Below are 17295 nucleotides of genomic sequence, written 5' to 3'. Positions count from 1 at the left end.
GAGGTTGTTTAAAAAGTCATTGATCCTGTCATCCTGAACTTGTTTCAGGATCCCAACACCCCTGCTACCGCGCGATTGCATCGCGTGGTAAAGAATAGTTTTTAAATAACAACACACGATACAATCGTGCGGCAGCGAGGAAAACTAAATATTAACTTTTAAAACCTAAACAAAATGAAACAAGTATTACTAGTCTTTCATGTAATCGTTTCTGCTCTTGTTGCTCTGCTTGGAAGAAATCGTAAAATTGGCTATGCCTGGAGCTTTGTTCTTTGTCTGGTTTTGTCGCCAATTATTGGTGTTATCATTATTCTATTTTCGAAAAAGAACGATGCAGTTGACTCTGCAGAGGTGCCAAAAGATATTCAGCAAAATTAGAAGCCCTGCTACCGCGCGATTGCTTCGCGTGGCAAAGAATAGTTTTTAAATAACAACACACGATACAATCGTGCGGCAGCAAGGAGCCTGCAAAGAGTACATAAATGAAAATAACTTTTACTATACTATTGTTTTCATTGATTTCAATGAATCTTTTTGGGACAGCTCAAATTCCGGATTTGATTATTTATAAAGGAGATACTCTTTCTTTATACAATTGTCCCTTAAATTCATTTCCCAATCAAGACTTGATTACTCCCAAAGAATTATTTGGAAGCAGAGGATGTTTTTTTACTTCATGTTGGAGAAATTATGTTGCAACCTGGGAAATAATTGACAATGAATTATACCTCTGCGAAATCCGGAATGCTTGTTACCCAACTTCAATGCGTGGAGTTTCAGTATCTTTTAAATCTGAAGTTGATAAGGATAGTATCGGTAGTGAATATGCTGATTTGAAAGTTCTGTTTCCTCAAAGATTTAAGAATGGAAAAGTGAAAGCCGACTGGGTGAACGAAAAATTGATTTCGCCACAAGGGAATTTATTGTATTACTTTCATGATGCGTTTGAAAGCATTTATGAAACGGAAATAGAGTTTACTTTAGAAAAAGGCACCCTATCAGAAATTAAAACACTGGACAACTCGAAGACAAAAAAATCAAAATACAAAGACGACCCAAAACTTTTAAAGGAGTTTATTTATAAAAGCATTAAACGTGAAAATTTGCCCGGCTCTGATACCATAAAACGATGTGTATATGTTCAAATTGTTTCATCAGACGAAAACGGAAAGATTGATCGAGTGAAAGTAGTCCGTGGAGTAAATGAGTTATATGACAACGAAGCCATTCGGGTTGTTAAGTCGATACCTGAATGGGATGTAATTTACAGACATGGGATGAGATATAATCCGGTCTGGACATTACCGATAAGATTTGATTTGACTGAAAGTAAATAAAAAAGCATCTTCCCCTGCAACCGCGCAATTGCATCGTGTGGCAAAGAATAGTTTTCAAATAACAACACACGATATAATTGTGCGGCAGCGTTGGTGAGTATGATGAACGAAAAGGAATTTCCGGGAATCTTATTGTTGTTGAATAATACCACACCCCTGCTATCTCCTGCTACCGCGCGATTGCATCGCGTGGTAAAGAATAAATAATGCCACACGATACAATCGTGCGGCAGCGAGCGGCTGAGTTGAAAAATTCAGCCTTTATTTTGCTCTTTTCTTTTCTTCCGTTGGACAAAATTAAGCGCAGCTGACAGAATTAAAGATAAAACCAACACGCTTATCATTAAGCTTTTCATGCCAGCTTCAAGTTCTAACAGTAAAATTGAACTGATCGAGATCACCAAAACTGAAAGAGTAATCCATTGAAATATCGTCAGTATCTTATCCATACACGCATCGTATCCCTGTTGGTACAAAACATTGGAACCAAATTTATTCCGCAATAGCTTAAAATCAATCCGTGCACGCCTAAAATTGTCCAGAACATAATTGGTTTTAGCCCGATTCAAAATTAGCGATTCATACATTGGATCATTCAGCAAATCATTCCCTTTAAAAGCTTCATCGTTCTGAAATAAGTCAACAGCTTTATTTAGAAAAATCAAGGAATTCTTAGTGTATTCTTTACTCGCCAGATTAATGGCATAATCGGCAACAAATCTTTTCACTTTTGACCGATCTTCATGCTCAATGTTATCGACGAGTGCCAAAACATCTGTTTTAGAAGATTCCACCATCTGAACAAACCTACCCGAATCCAATGGTATATTATTGGGATATATTTTATCGTAAAGTTCAGTAAATGTTATCATTTCAAATTCTATTTATTCTTTAAATCTTCGGTTAAAAATCTCCTTTGGATATTCAATATCAGTTAAAAACAAGCCATGTGCCGGAACCGATAAACCGGCTGCCCCGCGATCTTTCTGCTCAATAATTTTCCGGAATTGGTTCAGATCAATTTTACCAATGCCCACTTCCAGAATGGTACCAACCAATGCGCGAACCATATTCCGGAGAAACCGGTCGGCTTTCACGGTAAAAACAATGTTAGCACTTTCCTGAGTCCATTCGGCGCAATAAATTTTGCAATTGTTGGTTTTAACGTCGGTATGCAATTTACTGAAACTGGTAAAATCGGTGTATTCAAATAAAATGCGACTTGCTTCGTTCATACGTTCAACATCGGGCCGACTGAAAAAATACCAGGAAGTTTCCAACGCAAACGGATCTTTTCGCAGGTTAAGGTGATATTGGTAAGTTCTTGAAGTGGCATCGAACCGGGCATGAGCTTCTGTGGTTACTTTCGACACCTGAAAAATAACAATGTCTTTACCCAGAAAACTGTTCAGTTTATGCGTAAAATCCGGATGATCGAGATTGAGTTTTCCGGAGTCGAAATGAGCAACAAAATAACTGGCATGAACCCCGGTATCAGTCCGTCCGGCGCCAGTAACTGCAATCGTCTCACGGGTAATAACCGACAACGCTTTTTCGAGGCATTCCTGCACCGAAACTGCATTGGGTTGAATTTGCCAACCGTGGAAATTTGTGCCTTTGTAGGCCAGTTCTATGAAATACCTTTGTGTCAATGGATTGATTTTCGGCAAAAATAAAAAAGTGAAACCAGATTCTGTTAAAGATCGCTGAATTTATTAATTTCACAGCCCTTTTGAGCGCGAACAGCTTAACAAAGTTTAACGAAAATTCACCCTTTTTCAAGCAAGGATAGCTTATTTTCGTGTTCTCTAAAAAAAATACTGGAAAATAAATCATTTTATCTAAAAAAATATGAATCAAACAGTTGATATCCGCGAATTAAACGAAAGAATTCAAAGAGAAAGTTCGTTTGTCGACATCATCGGCATGGAGATGAACAAGGTAATTGTAGGTCAGAAACATTTGGTTGAGAGTCTTTTAGTTGGACTTTTGTCGGGAGGCCATATTTTATTGGAAGGAGTTCCCGGATTGGCAAAAACATTAGCCATCAACACACTGGCAACAAGTATCGATGCCAAATTTGCACGTATTCAGTTTACTCCAGATTTGCTTCCCGCCGACTTGTTGGGAACCATGATTTACAGCCAGAAGAAAGAGGAATTCATCGTGAAGAAAGGTCCGATTTTCACCAACTTCGTATTGGCCGATGAAATTAACCGGGCACCTGCAAAAGTTCAATCGGCATTGCTCGAAGCGATGCAGGAACGTCAGGTCACGATTGGCGAAAATACCTACAAACTGCAGGAACCATTTTTGGTAATGGCCACTCAAAACCCAATTGAGCAAGAAGGTACTTATCCGCTTCCGGAAGCCCAGGTCGACCGTTTTATGCTGAAAGTGGTTATTAATTACCCGACTAAAGAAGAGGAAAAGCTAATTATACAGCAAAACCTGATGAAAGCATTTCCGGTTGCATCAAAAGTTACCCGCACCGAAGACATTCTTAAAGCCCGCGAAGTGGTGAAAGATGTGTACATGGACGAAAAAATCCAGAAATACATTGTTGACATCGTATTTGCTACCCGCGATCCGAAAGCCTATAGATTGGACAAATATGTCGACATGATCACCTACGGAGGTTCGCCCCGTGCAAGTATCAGTCTGGCACAAGCCGCCAAAGCTTTTGCATTCATCAAACGCCGCGGTTATGTGATTCCTGAAGATGTGCGCGCTGTTTGCCCCGACGTCATGCGTCACCGTATTGGTTTAAGCTACGAAGCCGAAGCAAACAACATCACTTCCGAAGAAATTATTGCTGAAATTCTAAATACAGTTGAAGTTCCTTAAAAAAAAACGATTCGGGTTGTGAGTTGCGGGTTGCGAGTAAAAGACCAACGCGTAAAGACCAACCCATAGCAATCTGGAAGTTAAAAAAGTAAATGTTGTGAGTTGCATGTTTAACCCGAAACACGTAACCCGAAACACGTAACATGAAAATTTAATGGAAACAAGCGAACTTTTAAAACGAGTCCGAAAAATTGAAATAAAAACACGTGGATTGAGCCGTAATATTTTTGCGGGCGAGTACCACAGTGCATTCAAAGGACGTGGGATGGCTTTCAGTGAGGTTCGTGAATACCAGTTTGGCGATGATATTCGAAACATCGACTGGAATGTGACTGCCCGTTACAATAAACCGTTCGTTAAAATATACGAAGAAGAACGCGAATTAACTGTGATGCTGTTGATCGATGTAAGCGGATCGCGCGAATTCGGGTCGATGGATAAGTTGAAAAAGAATATTGTAACCGAAATTGCAGCAGTTCTGGCATTTTCAGCCATACAGAACAACGACAAAATTGGGGTCATTTTCTTTTCCGATCGAATTGAAAAGTTTATTCCCCCGAAAAAAGGAAGAAGCCACATCCTGCGGATCATCAGCGAATTAATTGATTTTGAGCCTCAGGCTCGTGGAACCGATATTTCAGGAGCGATCAGGTACTTTACCAATGCCATTAAGAAACGGTGCACTGCCTTTGTGATTTCCGACTTTATTCAAAAAGAAGATAATCTGGAAAATGCACTTTCGATTGCCAATAACCGGCACGATGTGGTGGCTTTGCGTATTTACGATGAGCGCGAAACTCAACTGCCAAACATTGGGATGATCAAACTGAAAGATGCTGAAACAGGCAGTTATACCTGGGTCGACAGTTCGGACCGGATGGCCAGATCGATATACAGGAAATGGTGGAAGGACCTTTCGGCACAACTTGACAACAGTTTTAAAAGAAGCCGGGTGGATTATGTGAGTATCAGCACCAACCACGACTATGTAAAATCATTGATCAGCCTCTTTAAAAAACGTGGATAAAAATAAATTTCAGATGAAGCAAAGTTTGTTATACGTCGTACTTTTTGTTTTGCTTTCAGGTAGTATCCATACGCTTCAGGCACAACAAGTAACCGTTAAGGCAAGTATCGACTCAACGCATATTCTCATTGGCGACCAGCTTAAAATGCTCCTCGAAATCGAGAAACCAAAAGATCTCAATGTTCAGTTTCCGCAGATACCCGACACATTCAGTTCAAAGATTGAGGTGGTCAATCGTTCAAAAATTGACACCTTCAAGCTCGATGACAAAGATCGGGTACGACTGACTCAAAGTCTTTTAATTACTTCGTTTGACAGTGGCCGACACCAGATTCCACCATTCTATTTCAGAATGAAAAATGGACAACTGTTGGATTCGGCAGCTACCAGAGAATTGATGTTTCAGGTGCATGGTATGAAAATAGACACAACCAAAGGGCCTGTTGACATTAAAACCGTTTATGGAGCACCTGTTACTTTAAAAGAAGTAATGCCATATATATTAGCCATTATCCTGCTGGCAGCCATCATCTTTTTCATTTTCTACTACATCCGTTGGAAGAAAAAGAATGTTCCGCTGTTTGTCAAGCCTGAAAAACCGGCAGAACCGGCTCACATTGTTGCCTTGCGCGAACTCGACCGGATTAAAACACAAAAATTATGGCAACAGGAAAAAATTAAGCAATACTATTCTGAAGTTTCTGATACCATCCGAACATACATTCAGAACCGGTTCGACATTCCGGCCATGGAACAGACATCAAGCGAAACAATCGGTATTTTTAAGCAGCAAAAAAACTTGTGCGACGAAAAAACACGCGATCAGCTTCAGCACATTCTGAGTTTGGCTGATTTGGTAAAGTTTGCCAAGTACACACCGCTAACCGACGACAACAATCTGACATTAATGAATGCCTATTTCTTCGTCAATCAAACGAAAAAAGAAGAAATAAAAGCTCCTGAAAAGACAGCAGTTGTATCGCAAGAAGTATCTGCGGAAGAAATAAAAGATGTAAAATAACCGAATGAAACAATGATTGGAATGAGTTATAAGAATCCCGAATTTTTCTACCTGTTTCTGCTTTTGATACCCATGATTGCATGGTACATCTGGCAACAAAAGAAAATGGGTGCCAGCATACAGTTTTCTTCGAATATGGGTTTTGCAAAAATCCCGAAGAGCTGGAAATATTATTTCCGCCACAGCGTCTTCGTAATTTTGCTATCGAGCATGTCGTTTCTGATACTGGCATTGGCCCGTCCACAGTCGTCAAATAGCTGGCAGAATGTGACCACCGAAGGAATCGACATTGTGATTGCACTTGATATTTCGAGTTCGATGTTAGCCATGGACTTCCAACCCAACCGAATTGAAGCAGCAAAAGACGTAGCTACTCAATTTATTTCAGGTCGTCCGAACGATAAAATTGGGTTAGTCATATTTTCAGGCGAAAGTTTCACCCAATGTCCGCTCACAACCGACCACGCCACTGTAATCAACCTTTTCAGGAATATTGAAAGTGGCATGATTGAAGACGGAACCGCGATAGGCAACGGTTTAGCAACAGCAGTTTCCCGGCTTAAAGAAAGCAATGCCATTAGCAAAGTGATTATTTTGCTTACCGACGGTGTAAATAACCGTGGAGAAATAGCTCCGGTAACTGCTGCCGAACTGGCTAAAACATTCGGGATAAGGGTATATACCGTTGGAATAGGAACTATTGGCACAGCGCCCTACCCCATGCAAACGCCATTTGGAGTTCAGGTTCGCGATATGAAAGTTGAAATTGACGAACCCACTTTGCAAAAAATAGCTGAAACAACCGACGGGAAATATTTCAGAGCAACAAACAACACCAGCCTGACCGAGATTTACAAGGAAATAGACAAACTTGAAAAGTCGAAAATCGATGTCAAGGAATACAGCAAAAAAGAGGAACAGTATCTGAAATATGCCCTCGCAGGCGCATTTCTCTTGCTGTTGAGCATGTTCCTGAAGACAACTATTTTCAGAAATATCCCTTAGAAAAACAAAAAGGTACTAGATAATAGATATTAGACAAAAACATAGCTAAGATATCAGACATCGGTATTCGTGAATAAAGAACCGGTGACTGAGCTTGTCGAAGCCGAAATTTGAAGACATGTTTAGAATAGCAAATCCTGAATATTTATATGCATTATTGCTCATACCAGTAATGATCGTTTTTTTCTGGTATTCCAGAATGAAGCGAAAGAAAGCGTTGGCCTCATTCGGACAGAAGGAAATTATGTCGATACTGATGCCTAATGCCAGCACAGGAAGGCCAATACTAAAATTTATTGTATTGTTGATGGCGCTTACGAGCATCATTATAGGTATTGCACGTCCGCAGTTTGGCTCTAAACTGAAAACCGAAAAACGCAAGGGTATCGAATTGATGATCGCACTTGACGTTTCGAACAGTATGATGTCGGAAGATATTCAGCCCAACAGGCTTGAGCGTGCAAAACGAGCCATTTCACAACTGGTCGATAAACTGAGCAACGATAAAATCGGTTTGATTGTTTTTGCAGGCGATGCCTATACACAACTCCCAATCACCGCCGACTACGTTTCTGCCAAATTATTCCTGAATTCGATTAGTCCGGATATGGTGCCAACACAGGGAACTGCGATTGGAGCCGCCATCCAACTGGGAATAAAATCGTTTAGTCCAACTTTCGAAGGCAGCAAGGCCATGATCATCATTACCGATGGGGAAAATCATGAGGATGATGCAATAGGTGCAGCAACTGAGGCAGCAAAAAAAGGAATCGTAGTTTATACAATCGGAATGGGATCTCCTGAAGGCGGACCAATTCCGGAATTCAGAAACGGGCAAAAAAGTTATCGTAAAGACAGGCAGGGAAATACAATTGTAACCAAACTCGACGAGCAAATGCTTCAAAAGATTGCCGAAGCAGGAAAAGGAGCATACATCAGGGCAAATAATGCGCAGGTGGGGTTAAACAATCTTTTAAGCGAAGTGAACAAGATGGAAAAATCGGAGCTTGAAACCCAGACCTATGCTGACTACGATGATAAGTTTCAGTATTTCATTGGCTTAGGCTTGTTCCTGATTTTACTTGACTACCTGATACTTGAACGAAAAAACAAGTACCTGAAAAATTTCAAATTGTTTGGAGAAAGAAAATAGAAGAGATATGAAACGAAAATATATACTGATCCTATTTTTGTTGGTTTGGGCTGCTGCAAGTCAGGCTCAAAACGAACGCAAATTTGTCAGACAGGGAAACAAATTCTACGAGGCTGCGATGAAAGATACCAGCCGTCTCGACACGGTTCAGTTCAATAAGGCTGAGATTGAATACCTCAAAGCGCTGGAGAAAAAGCCGGATGATACCAAATGGAATTTCAACCTCGCTAATGCTTTATATAAACAGAAGAAGTTTGATCAATCGGCAGAAAAATTCAAGGAGATTGCCGATAAAACAACCAATAAAGTTGAAAAAAGCAGAGCTCTTCATAACATGGGGAACTCTCTTCTGATGAAGAATAAACTGGATGAAAGTATTGCTGCTTACAAAGATGCACTTCGCAACAATCCAAATGACCTGGAAACCAAATACAATCTGCTGTATGCCATGAATATGAAGAAAAAGCAGCAGGATCAGAAGAAGAAGGACGATAAAAATAAAGACAAAGATAAGGACAAGGATAAGGATAAAGACAAGAATAAAGATCAGGATAAAAAAGATCAGAATAAGGACCAGAAAAAGGATCAGGATAAACAGAATAAAGACCAGCAAAATAAAGATCAAAAACAGCAGCAGCAGCAACAGAATAAAATATCGAAACAAAATGCCGAACAAATGTTGCAGGCATTAGAAAATAATGAAAAAAAGATTCAGGACAAAGTAAAAAAGGTTCAGGCCTTAAAAGCCGAATCGAAAAAGGTTGAGAAGGACTGGTAGAAAAGTAGGGAGACCGAAGACAGAAGTCCGGAGAGTTTTCACTTTGGCTATAGTGTGTGCTCTGTCGGACGTTTGTCAAAAGGAACTTGCAACTTCCAGCGCGGAGATTTAAATTTGGAACAATTTTGAATCAGGAATATTGGAGAAAACTATGATCAGAAAAATAAAAATAGTATTGGTTTTTATGCTGGTTGGCCTTGTTGCAATGGCCGACAGCACGCAATTCGTCATGGAAGGACCGGAAGTGGTTGCCATGGGAGAACAATTCAGGTTAGGCTTTACACTGAATGAAAGAGGCACTGACCTTCAGCTGCCCGATTTGTCGAATTTCGATGTTTTAATGGGACCATCCACTTCGCAAAGTTCAAGCATACAAATCATAAATGGGAAAACAACGCAAACATCAAGCTTTTCCTATATTTTCATTCTTCGGGCTAAAAAAGAAGGGAAATTTTCGATACGACCTGCGTCAATTAAAGTTGGAGGAAAAACATACGAATCAAATAGTCTGAACATTCAGGTTGTTAAAGGTCAGCCCCAACAATCGTCCGGACAACAAGGGGGGTCGCAACAAAATGCGCAACAGCAGCAAGACGATACTCCTTCAGGCAATATTAGCAAAGACAATCTGTTTGTTCGGGTTGCCGTCGATAAAACCAATGTATCAAAAGGAGAACAAATTCTGTCGACTGTAAAATTATACATCAGTCAGAATGTTCCGTTAAATGGATTTGACGACGTAAAACTGCCATCGTACGAAGGATTCTGGACCAAAGACATTGATGTCCCAACTCAGGTTAATTTTACACGCGAAGTTTACAACGGCAAAATCTATCAGGTAGGTATTCTCAAAAAGACCATTTTGTTCCCACAACAAACCGGGAATATCCGCATCGATCCGTTCGAGATTACCTGTCTGGTTCGGCAAAGAGTTCGCCAGCAACAAGGTTTTTTTGACGATTTTTTTGACAACTACCGCGTTGTAAAAGCAAAAGTAGTGAGCGATCCGGTAACCATTAATGTAAAAGATTTGCCCAACCAACCGGCTAATTTTAACGGAGCAGTTGGTAATTTCACTTTCTCCGGAACATTGGACAAAACTACAGCCAAATCGAACGAGGCCATGACTCTGAAATTAACCGTTTCAGGAACCGGGAACCTCAATCTGATAAATCCGCCCAAAATTGAATTGCCTCAGGATTTTGAAGCTTACGAACCCAAAACGACTGACAAAACCATGGCCAGCGACAACGGGATGAGCGGTTCTGTTACTTTCGAATACTTATTTATTCCGCGATATGCCGGAAACTTCACGATACCAGCAGTTCAGTTTGTATCCTTCAATCCATCGACCCGCCAATTCGTGACTAAATCGACCGAAGCGTTCAACATCAAGATCGAAAAAGGGAAAGACGACCAGAATTCAGGAGTGGTCAATTCGTATTCCAAAGAGGATGTAAAAATGATCGGAAAAGACATCCGATACATCAAACAAAACAGAACACAATTGAAACCTAAAGGAAGCACCTTCTATGGCACCATTGAGTTTTACAGTATTTTCATCCTAAGTACGCTCGCATTTGCTGTCTTCTATGTAGTTAATCGCAAAAAGATCGAGGAAAGTAAAAATCTCACTTTGGTCAAAAATAAACGAGCAAACAAAGTAGCCTTGAAACGGCTAAAAGAAGCGTCGGGCTTCCTGAAAAGTAACCAGGCCGAAAAATTCTACGAAGCAGTAATTAAAGCTTTGTGGGGTTATTTAAGTGATAAATTAGCCATCCCGGTAGCCGATCTGAACAGGGAGAAAGCTGCGGCAAGCCTGCTTGATAAAGGGATAGAACAGGATGTAGTTTCTGAATTAATGAAAATAATTGACGACTGTGAATTTGCCCGATACGCACCTTCAGCATTTTCAGGAACTATGACAGAAATATACGATGGGGCTGCCAAAGTAATGGGAATTTTTGAAAAGCAAATCAAGTAAACAATTGAAATTTTAGAGTATGAAACGAATAATCTATACAATACTGGCGATTTTGTTTACTGCGACAGTTTTTGCACAGAACGATCTGATTCAGAAGGCAAACGAACATTACGCCAAAGAGGAATTCCAAAAGGCCATTGATGGTTACAACCAAATTTTAATGGCTGGTATCGAGTCGCCTGAAGTCTATTTCAACCTCGGAAATGCGTATTACAAAACCAAACAATATACACTTTCAATCCTGAATTACGAACGGGCCAAACTTTTAGCGCCTGACGATCAGGATGTTGAATTTAATCTTCAGGTGGCCAACCAGAAAGTAGTCGATTCTATTCAGGAATTACCCGGAATATTTATCGTCAGGTGGTGGAATGCAATTGTAAACAGCCAAACCACCGATACGTGGGCTGTGATAAGTATTATTTGTTTCGTCGTATTTTTAACTATGATGGGATTTTACTTCTTTGCTAAAACCAGCGAGGTCAAACGGATTACATTCTGGTCGGGTTGCTTTCTGATTTTGTTCACGATTTTTAGTTGGTCGTTTGCGGCCAAACAAAAAAGCAGGTTGGTCAATCATTCCTATGCCATTGTGATGCAGCCCACTGTAACTGTAAAAAGCTCTCCATCTGAAAAAGGAACCAACTTGTTTGTCATCCACGAAGGTCTAAAAGTTAGAATTACTGACAAACTTGGCGATTGGGTCGAAATCAGTTTATCCGATGGGAACAAAGGATGGCTGCTAACTGAATCGGTCGAACGGATTTAAGAAATCATCATTTTTATAGAATTGCCAGTCTGGATTTCGCAACCAGACTGGCAATTTGTTTTAATTTGCATGAATTAGCAACCATTTTAAGTAATAGTTGTTATCTAATCGTTAGTATTAATTTGATTTTTAATGGTCACATGCCTGCTTAATGCAGGTGAGGAATTCGTCCCGATTCACGGGTCTCATTTCATAAATTTTAAACTATGGCTTATAATTTACTGAAAGGCAAAAGAGGAATTATTTTTGGAGCATTGAATGCCGATTCAATTGCCTGGAAAGTTGCTCAACGTGCTTTTGAAGAAGGTGCTACGTTTACCTTAACCAACACCGGAGTAGCAATGCGTATGGGTGAAACCGCCCAACTTGCTGAAGCTTGCAACACAATTGCCATTGAAGCTGACGCTACAAGTGTGGAAGATTTAGAAAATCTTTTCAAACAATCGATGGAAGCCCTTGGAGGTAAAATCGATTTCGTGTTGCATTCAATCGGAATGTCGCCAAACGTTAGAAAAGGGCGTCACTACAGTGATTTAGATTACAGTTATCTTTCGAAAACGTTGGATGTATCAGCTGTATCATTCCACAAAGTATTACAGGTTGCCCGAAAAATGGACGCCATAAATCAGTGGGGATCAGTTGTCGCATTATCGTATGTTGCAGCACAACGCACATTTTACGGATACAACGACATGGCTGATGCAAAGGCATTACTCGAATCGATTGCCCGTAGTTTCGGATACATTTATGGCCGCGAAAGAAACGTTCGTATCAACACCATTTCGCAATCGCCAACCCTGACCACTGCCGGAAGCGGTGTAAAAGGAATGGACAAACTGATGGATTTCTCGGAACGTATGGCTCCCCTGGGCAATGCAACCGGCGATGAATGTGCCGATTATTGCATTTCCTTATTCTCCGATTTAACGAAGAAAGTAACCATGCAGAACCTTTTCCACGACGGAGGATTCTCTTCGATGGGTATGAGCATGAGGGCGCTGACTCAATACGAAAAAGGATTAGGCTGCGACTGTGAATGCGGTAACGATGAACCTTGCGGCGAACACATTTTCGATTAATCTTATCTCTGCAATAAGAAACAGAAAAACCGGTTTGTCGCCGGTTTTTCTGTTTGTATCAAAATTAATTGTGCATGTAATCTCCATTCCACCGCTCCATGGGATCAGCCGGAAGAGAAACTGGTTTCCACGAGAACTTTAAAATCCGTGGTTTAACAAGTCGATGATAATCGAAATAGCTTAATCTTATCAATTCGGTATGAGATCCGGCATTAAACGCAATTTCCTTATTATTCGTAAGCGCTTCAGCCAAATAAACATCCATACCATAAAGATTGCCGAAAGGTGGCATTGCCCCTAGTTCGCAATCAGGAAAGCGATCTTTAAACTCTGGTTCGGTTGCCAGAGTCACGAACTTTGTTCCGAAAATTTTTCGCAATGTATCAAAATCGATATGATAAGATGCTGGTAATACGGCCATAGCCATCACTCCATCAATTTTGATCATTACTGTCTTAGCAAATTCTTTTCCGGAAACATGTGCTGATGCAGCAATATCCTGAGATGTAAAGGCACTGGAGTGACTAATTGTCAAATACTTGATATTAGCCTCATCAAGATAGGTTTTAAGCTTTTTTACTGGCATGAATTCGTTTTTAGAGGTTAAAAAAGAATTTCAGAAATATGGTCGGGAGAGAATAATGTGCAGTTCTTAATACCAGCCAATTTTACAGCAGACTCATTAAGAATGTTTCAAAATGATGGTACAAATTAGGAATCAGAGGCTAACATTTCAAAAAAAAATCCCAATCCTTTCAAACTTGAAAAGAATTGAGATTTCTTTATTTTAATTACTGATTTGTGTTTCTTTTTTCTGAAAACGCAGACTGGTCGCCGGATACTTTTCCCATCCTCCGGGGTTCAATCTTCCATTGGCCTAACGGTTTTCTTCGGCAAAATGCCGACCACGACGAAGTGCTTCGAGGTTCATATTTACAACATCTTCGCCTTTACGTCCGAAAATAGTACGGATACCTTCTTCAATTTTCGAAAATTCAATGTCGATAAACGGAGAGGCAGCTCCAAGCATCACCATATTAGAGGCACGGGTACTCCCCACTTCTTTGGCAATGGCATCAGCATCAATCGCAATATACCTTGGGAATTTGCGAATTTCAGCCATCACATCCTCAATTGCAGGATAGTTCGGAATATTAACAAAAGGCGTGGTATTGGTCACCAAATAGCCTGTTTCCGATAAATATGGCAGGTAACGCAACGACTCCATAGGCTCAACTGATAAAATAAGGTCAGCCGATCCGCCGGGGATCAAATCGGAAGCAATTGGCTGATCGGAAATGCGCATGTGCGAATAGACTGCTCCACCGCGTTGACTCATTCCATGCGTTTCGGCTTGTTTGATAAGCAGATTATTGGCCAAAGCTGCTTCGCCCAAAGCTGTTGCGATGGATAAAATACCCTGTCCGCCAACACCTGCTAATATAATGTCTGATTTCATATCTATTGTCTAAAGTTAAAAGTTCAATATTCAAAGTTGATTTTCAAGCCATTGGTCATTAGAAAAGGAAAAAAGGGAAGAAATTTTCTACTGACTATTGACCTTTTCTGTTAACTGCGACTGAGCACTGCCTACTTCTTATTTCTCTTCCGGCTACTGGCCCGCTGGATACACTCACGACGCGGAATAATGACCGAAACGCCTTCGTAGGCAAATTCTTCGCGGAACAAACGAACCATTTCCTCGTGGTTCTTTTTTAAAGGCACAATGGTGTGAATGTGTGCCGGATCGACTCCTACGCCAATGCAAATCGATTCAATTCTTCCGAAAGCTGATGAATCCTGACCACCGGTCATCGAAATCGACTCGTTGTCGGAGATAACAATGGTAATGCTCGATTTTTCATTTACCGCATCGAGCAAACCTGTGATTCCGGAGTGGGCAAAGGTTGAATCGCCAATCATGGCAACTGCCGGAATTAAACCAGCATCGGCGGCTCCTTTAGCCATAGTGATGGAAGCTCCCATATCGACACACGACGAAATCGTTTCGTAAGGAGGCAAAGCTCCTAAAGTATAGCATCCAATGTCAGAAAATACACGTCCCTTTGAATAATCAGCCAAGGCTTCATTCATGGCAAGATAGGCATCCTGGTGACCACAGCCTACGCACAAAGCAGGCGGGCGATTGGCAACAACTTCAGGAATATCAAATCCTTCAAACATCTCTTTGCCAAGCGCTTTGGCAACCAGATCTGGATTCAATTCTCCATCACGAGGCAGAGTTCCATCTAAACGGCCTTTGATTGGTGTTCCATTCGAAAAGAAGCCTTTCAACATTTCCTCTACCATTGGTGCTCCTTCTTCCAGAACCAAAATTTCATCGCATTCACGGTTGAGACGATTGATGTGATTTTCAGGAAGCGGATATTGCGAAACTTTAACAATTGAATACGGACAGGTCCCGTCCGGAAAATGTTCCATCAGGTAATTGTATGCAATTCCACAAGCCACAATACCCAAACTGTGATCTGTTCCTTCTTCGTAACGGTTGTATTCTGACTCTTCTGAAAGTTTCAGGAATAAAGACTGACTATCGAGCAATCCTTTGTATTTGCGACGTGCAATGGCCGGAAGCAATATAAACTGACGAGGATCAGCCGGCATAACCAGTTCGTTTTCGGGCAAAACCTCTTTACGGGCAACTCCGGCACGCGAATGAGCCAAACGAGTTGTAATCCGAAGCATTACCGGCACTTTTGTTTTCTCCGATAAAGCAAATCCATCGCGGGCCATGTCGTAAGCTTCTTGCTGTGAAGATGGTTCTAGTACCGGAACCATGGCAAACTTTCCGTAGAAACGTGAGTCTTGTTCGTTTTGAGACGAGTGCATCGATGGATCATCGGCAACAGTAACAATAAGACCTCCGTTGACACCAGTCATAGCAGCGTTCACAAAGATATCTGCAGCCACATTTAATCCAACGTGCTTCATGCACGACATGACACGTTTCCCGGCATACGACATTCCCAAAGCGGTTTCGAGAGCTGTCTTCTCATTGGCCGACCATTTTCGGTGAATATTTCGTTCTTCAGCAATAGGATTGTCCTGAATGAATTCGGTTATTTCAGTGGAAGGTGTACCGGGATAAGCGTAAACGCCCGACATTCCGCCATCAATGGCTCCCTGTCCGATGGCTTCTACCCCCAGAAACAAATGCTTTTGCATAGTCAGTAATTTAAGTTTCAAAAATCGAAACCAAAATTAGCTCATTCCGGTTGTAAAACAACTGCATTAATCTTCTTTTAAATAAAAGGTTCGTATTTAGATTCGTTCTAAAAAAGGAACTAAACCCACAGTCTTGATAAACCAAAGTCGATATTTCAGGCAAAGAAAAGTTTCATGAAATACCCGTATTTATTGGTATTTTATAAAAACAAAAAATTCAGTAAAATAAATTAAGACTATTTTGTCTCTTACTATAAACAAACTGATTTACCGTGTGTTACTAATATCGATAGCGTTTAACATTTACTCCAAATTAACAGCCAATGAAAACAAATTCTACCTTCAAAACTCGCAGCTGTTTTGCCTTGATTTTTATTCTGGCTTTATCGCTAAATCTGAAAGGACAGACAACTCACAATGTATCTGTAACCAGCAATGTTTTTACTCCATCGCAATTAACAATTACGGTAGGAGATAAAGTTGTTTGGAAAAACGATGAAGGATCGCACAATGTTAATGGGAAACAAGCAACATTTCCTAACAATCCATCATCCTTTGGGAACGAAGTTGGCGCAGCTTGGACATATGAATATGTTTTCAACACTGCAGGCACATACAATTACCAGTGCGACCCACATGCTGGTATGGGGATGGTTGGGAAGGTTATTGTGAATCCAAAGACAGTTACTTCAAGTCAGACCATGGCTGATGTTACCGAAAAAATACGGTTGTACCCAAATCCGGCAAGCGAATACATTGAGCTAATTGTTCCAAGTAATTACAAGACCATTAATTCAGTGAAAATTTATTCCATAGCCGGTTCTGTTGTCGACGAAAAGACCTTTTCGGAGAACAAAGAAACATTCCGGTATGACATCAGTCTCTTCAGAAATGGCATTTATCTGATAGAAGTCAATGCCGAAAATCAAAAAAACGTGTTGAAGTTTATAAAGCAATAAAGAAATGCTTTTCCAGCTTTTCTGGAAAGTCCTTCCCTATCTGATTAGAGAAGGACTTTCGTCTTTTTAAGACTTCATATCCCAGAAGTTTCGTTCCCTTTTTCCAATCGTTGCTTCCTGCCAAACATCATATGTTTGGTACTAATTTTT

The 17295-nt window shown here is 40.6% G+C and carries 17 protein-coding genes; 12 read left to right on the top strand and 5 right to left on the bottom strand.

Annotated features, from left to right (window positions below; genetic code table 11):
* Positions 1-174: 174 nt before the first annotated feature.
* Together AQPE_RS16840 and AQPE_RS16835 are read left to right on the top strand one after the other, a co-directional pair.
* Positions 175-378, top strand: coding sequence for a hypothetical protein (locus AQPE_RS16840; protein WP_318347660.1), 204 nt, complete (start codon positions 175-177; stop codon positions 376-378).
* Between the two features lie 104 nt (positions 379-482).
* Positions 483-1337 (top strand): energy transducer TonB, encoded by an 855-nt coding sequence (locus AQPE_RS16835; RefSeq protein ID WP_318347659.1) that lies wholly within the window; start codon positions 483-485, stop codon positions 1335-1337.
* A 254-nt stretch (positions 1338-1591) separates the two neighbouring features.
* Here AQPE_RS16835 and AQPE_RS16830 read toward each other — a convergent pair whose 3' ends face one another.
* Together AQPE_RS16830 and truA are read right to left on the bottom strand one after the other, a co-directional pair.
* Positions 1592-2209, bottom strand: a complete 618-nt coding sequence (locus AQPE_RS16830) for a hypothetical protein (RefSeq protein WP_318347658.1) — start codon at positions 2207-2209, stop codon at positions 1592-1594.
* 12 nt (positions 2210-2221) lie between these two features.
* Entirely contained in the window at positions 2222-2989 is a 768-nt protein-coding gene (truA, locus tag AQPE_RS16825; protein WP_318347657.1) for a tRNA pseudouridine(38-40) synthase TruA, read from the bottom strand.
* Positions 2990-3188: 199 nt separating this feature from the next.
* Here truA and AQPE_RS16820 point away from each other — a divergent pair, with 199 nt between their 5' ends.
* From AQPE_RS16820 to AQPE_RS16780, 9 genes are all read left to right on the top strand, one after another.
* Positions 3189-4184 carry an AAA family ATPase gene (locus tag AQPE_RS16820; RefSeq protein WP_318347656.1) on the top strand — a complete coding sequence of 332 codons (996 nt, stop codon included), beginning with the start codon at positions 3189-3191 and terminating at the stop codon, positions 4182-4184.
* 154 nt (positions 4185-4338) lie between these two features.
* Complete coding sequence (locus AQPE_RS16815; RefSeq protein WP_318347655.1) at positions 4339-5211, top strand: DUF58 domain-containing protein; 873 nt, start codon at positions 4339-4341, stop codon at positions 5209-5211.
* A 13-nt stretch (positions 5212-5224) separates the two neighbouring features.
* Positions 5225-6232 carry a hypothetical protein gene (locus AQPE_RS16810; RefSeq protein ID WP_318347654.1) on the top strand — a complete coding sequence of 336 codons (1008 nt, stop codon included), beginning with the start codon at positions 5225-5227 and terminating at the stop codon, positions 6230-6232.
* Positions 6233-6253: 21 nt separating this feature from the next.
* The gene (locus AQPE_RS16805) at positions 6254-7237 is read left to right on the top strand and encodes a vWA domain-containing protein (RefSeq protein ID WP_318347653.1); all 984 of its coding nucleotides are present in this window, start codon (positions 6254-6256) and stop codon (positions 7235-7237) included.
* 118 nt (positions 7238-7355) lie between these two features.
* Positions 7356-8390 carry a vWA domain-containing protein gene (locus AQPE_RS16800; protein ID WP_318347652.1) on the top strand — a complete coding sequence of 345 codons (1035 nt, stop codon included), beginning with the start codon at positions 7356-7358 and terminating at the stop codon, positions 8388-8390.
* A gap of 7 nt (positions 8391-8397) precedes the next feature.
* Positions 8398-9168, top strand: a complete 771-nt coding sequence (locus AQPE_RS16795; protein WP_318347651.1) for a tetratricopeptide repeat protein — start codon at positions 8398-8400, stop codon at positions 9166-9168.
* Between the two features lie 151 nt (positions 9169-9319).
* Positions 9320-11152: a BatD family protein gene (locus tag AQPE_RS16790; protein ID WP_318347650.1), complete on the top strand. Its 1833-nt coding sequence runs from the start codon at positions 9320-9322 to the stop codon at positions 11150-11152.
* Positions 11153-11171: 19 nt separating this feature from the next.
* Positions 11172-11921, top strand: a complete 750-nt coding sequence (locus AQPE_RS16785; protein ID WP_318347649.1) for a tetratricopeptide repeat protein — start codon at positions 11172-11174, stop codon at positions 11919-11921.
* A 206-nt stretch (positions 11922-12127) separates the two neighbouring features.
* Positions 12128-13000, top strand: coding sequence for an enoyl-ACP reductase FabI (locus tag AQPE_RS16780; RefSeq protein WP_318347648.1), 873 nt, complete (start codon positions 12128-12130; stop codon positions 12998-13000).
* Positions 13001-13064: 64 nt separating this feature from the next.
* Here AQPE_RS16780 and AQPE_RS16775 read toward each other — a convergent pair whose 3' ends face one another.
* The 3 genes from AQPE_RS16775 to AQPE_RS16765 all read right to left on the bottom strand — a co-directional run bounded on the left by AQPE_RS16775 (position 13065) and on the right by AQPE_RS16765 (position 16186).
* Positions 13065-13586 (bottom strand): aminoacyl-tRNA deacylase, encoded by a 522-nt coding sequence (locus AQPE_RS16775; RefSeq protein ID WP_318347647.1) that lies wholly within the window; start codon positions 13584-13586, stop codon positions 13065-13067.
* A 291-nt stretch (positions 13587-13877) separates the two neighbouring features.
* Positions 13878-14459, bottom strand: a complete 582-nt coding sequence (locus tag AQPE_RS16770) for an indolepyruvate oxidoreductase subunit beta (protein ID WP_318347646.1) — start codon at positions 14457-14459, stop codon at positions 13878-13880.
* Positions 14460-14590: 131 nt separating this feature from the next.
* Positions 14591-16186: a thiamine pyrophosphate-dependent enzyme gene (locus AQPE_RS16765; RefSeq protein WP_318347645.1), complete on the bottom strand. Its 1596-nt coding sequence runs from the start codon at positions 16184-16186 to the stop codon at positions 14591-14593.
* 323 nt (positions 16187-16509) lie between these two features.
* Between AQPE_RS16765 and AQPE_RS16760 the strand changes: the two genes are divergently transcribed.
* On the top strand, positions 16510-17145 hold the full coding sequence (locus tag AQPE_RS16760) for a plastocyanin/azurin family copper-binding protein (protein WP_318347644.1): 636 nt from the start codon (positions 16510-16512) through the stop codon (positions 17143-17145).
* Positions 17146-17295: the final 150 nt, after the last annotated feature.

The organism is Aquipluma nitroreducens, assembly GCF_009689585.1.
Lineage (GTDB): Bacteria > Bacteroidota > Bacteroidia > Bacteroidales > Prolixibacteraceae > Aquipluma > Aquipluma nitroreducens.
This window is presented reverse-complemented; position numbering and strand designations above follow the sequence as displayed.

Coding starts and splice junctions, on each gene's coding strand:
- AQPE_RS16840 (WP_318347660.1), top strand. CDS start 175: ATGAAACAAGTATTACTAGTCTTTCATGTAATCGTTTCTGCTCTTGTT.
- AQPE_RS16835 (WP_318347659.1), top strand. CDS start 483: ATGAAAATAACTTTTACTATACTATTGTTTTCATTGATTTCAATGAAT.
- AQPE_RS16830 (WP_318347658.1), bottom strand. CDS start 2,209: ATGATAACATTTACTGAACTTTACGATAAAATATATCCCAATAATATA.
- AQPE_RS16820 (WP_318347656.1), top strand. CDS start 3,189: ATGAATCAAACAGTTGATATCCGCGAATTAAACGAAAGAATTCAAAGA.
- AQPE_RS16815 (WP_318347655.1), top strand. CDS start 4,339: ATGGAAACAAGCGAACTTTTAAAACGAGTCCGAAAAATTGAAATAAAA.
- AQPE_RS16810 (WP_318347654.1), top strand. CDS start 5,225: ATGAAGCAAAGTTTGTTATACGTCGTACTTTTTGTTTTGCTTTCAGGT.
- AQPE_RS16805 (WP_318347653.1), top strand. CDS start 6,254: ATGAGTTATAAGAATCCCGAATTTTTCTACCTGTTTCTGCTTTTGATA.
- AQPE_RS16800 (WP_318347652.1), top strand. CDS start 7,356: ATGTTTAGAATAGCAAATCCTGAATATTTATATGCATTATTGCTCATA.
- AQPE_RS16795 (WP_318347651.1), top strand. CDS start 8,398: ATGAAACGAAAATATATACTGATCCTATTTTTGTTGGTTTGGGCTGCT.
- AQPE_RS16790 (WP_318347650.1), top strand. CDS start 9,320: ATGATCAGAAAAATAAAAATAGTATTGGTTTTTATGCTGGTTGGCCTT.
- AQPE_RS16785 (WP_318347649.1), top strand. CDS start 11,172: ATGAAACGAATAATCTATACAATACTGGCGATTTTGTTTACTGCGACA.
- AQPE_RS16780 (WP_318347648.1), top strand. CDS start 12,128: ATGGCTTATAATTTACTGAAAGGCAAAAGAGGAATTATTTTTGGAGCA.
- AQPE_RS16775 (WP_318347647.1), bottom strand. CDS start 13,586: ATGCCAGTAAAAAAGCTTAAAACCTATCTTGATGAGGCTAATATCAAG.
- AQPE_RS16770 (WP_318347646.1), bottom strand. CDS start 14,459: ATGAAATCAGACATTATATTAGCAGGTGTTGGCGGACAGGGTATTTTA.
- AQPE_RS16765 (WP_318347645.1), bottom strand. CDS start 16,186: ATGCAAAAGCATTTGTTTCTGGGGGTAGAAGCCATCGGACAGGGAGCC.
- AQPE_RS16760 (WP_318347644.1), top strand. CDS start 16,510: ATGAAAACAAATTCTACCTTCAAAACTCGCAGCTGTTTTGCCTTGATT.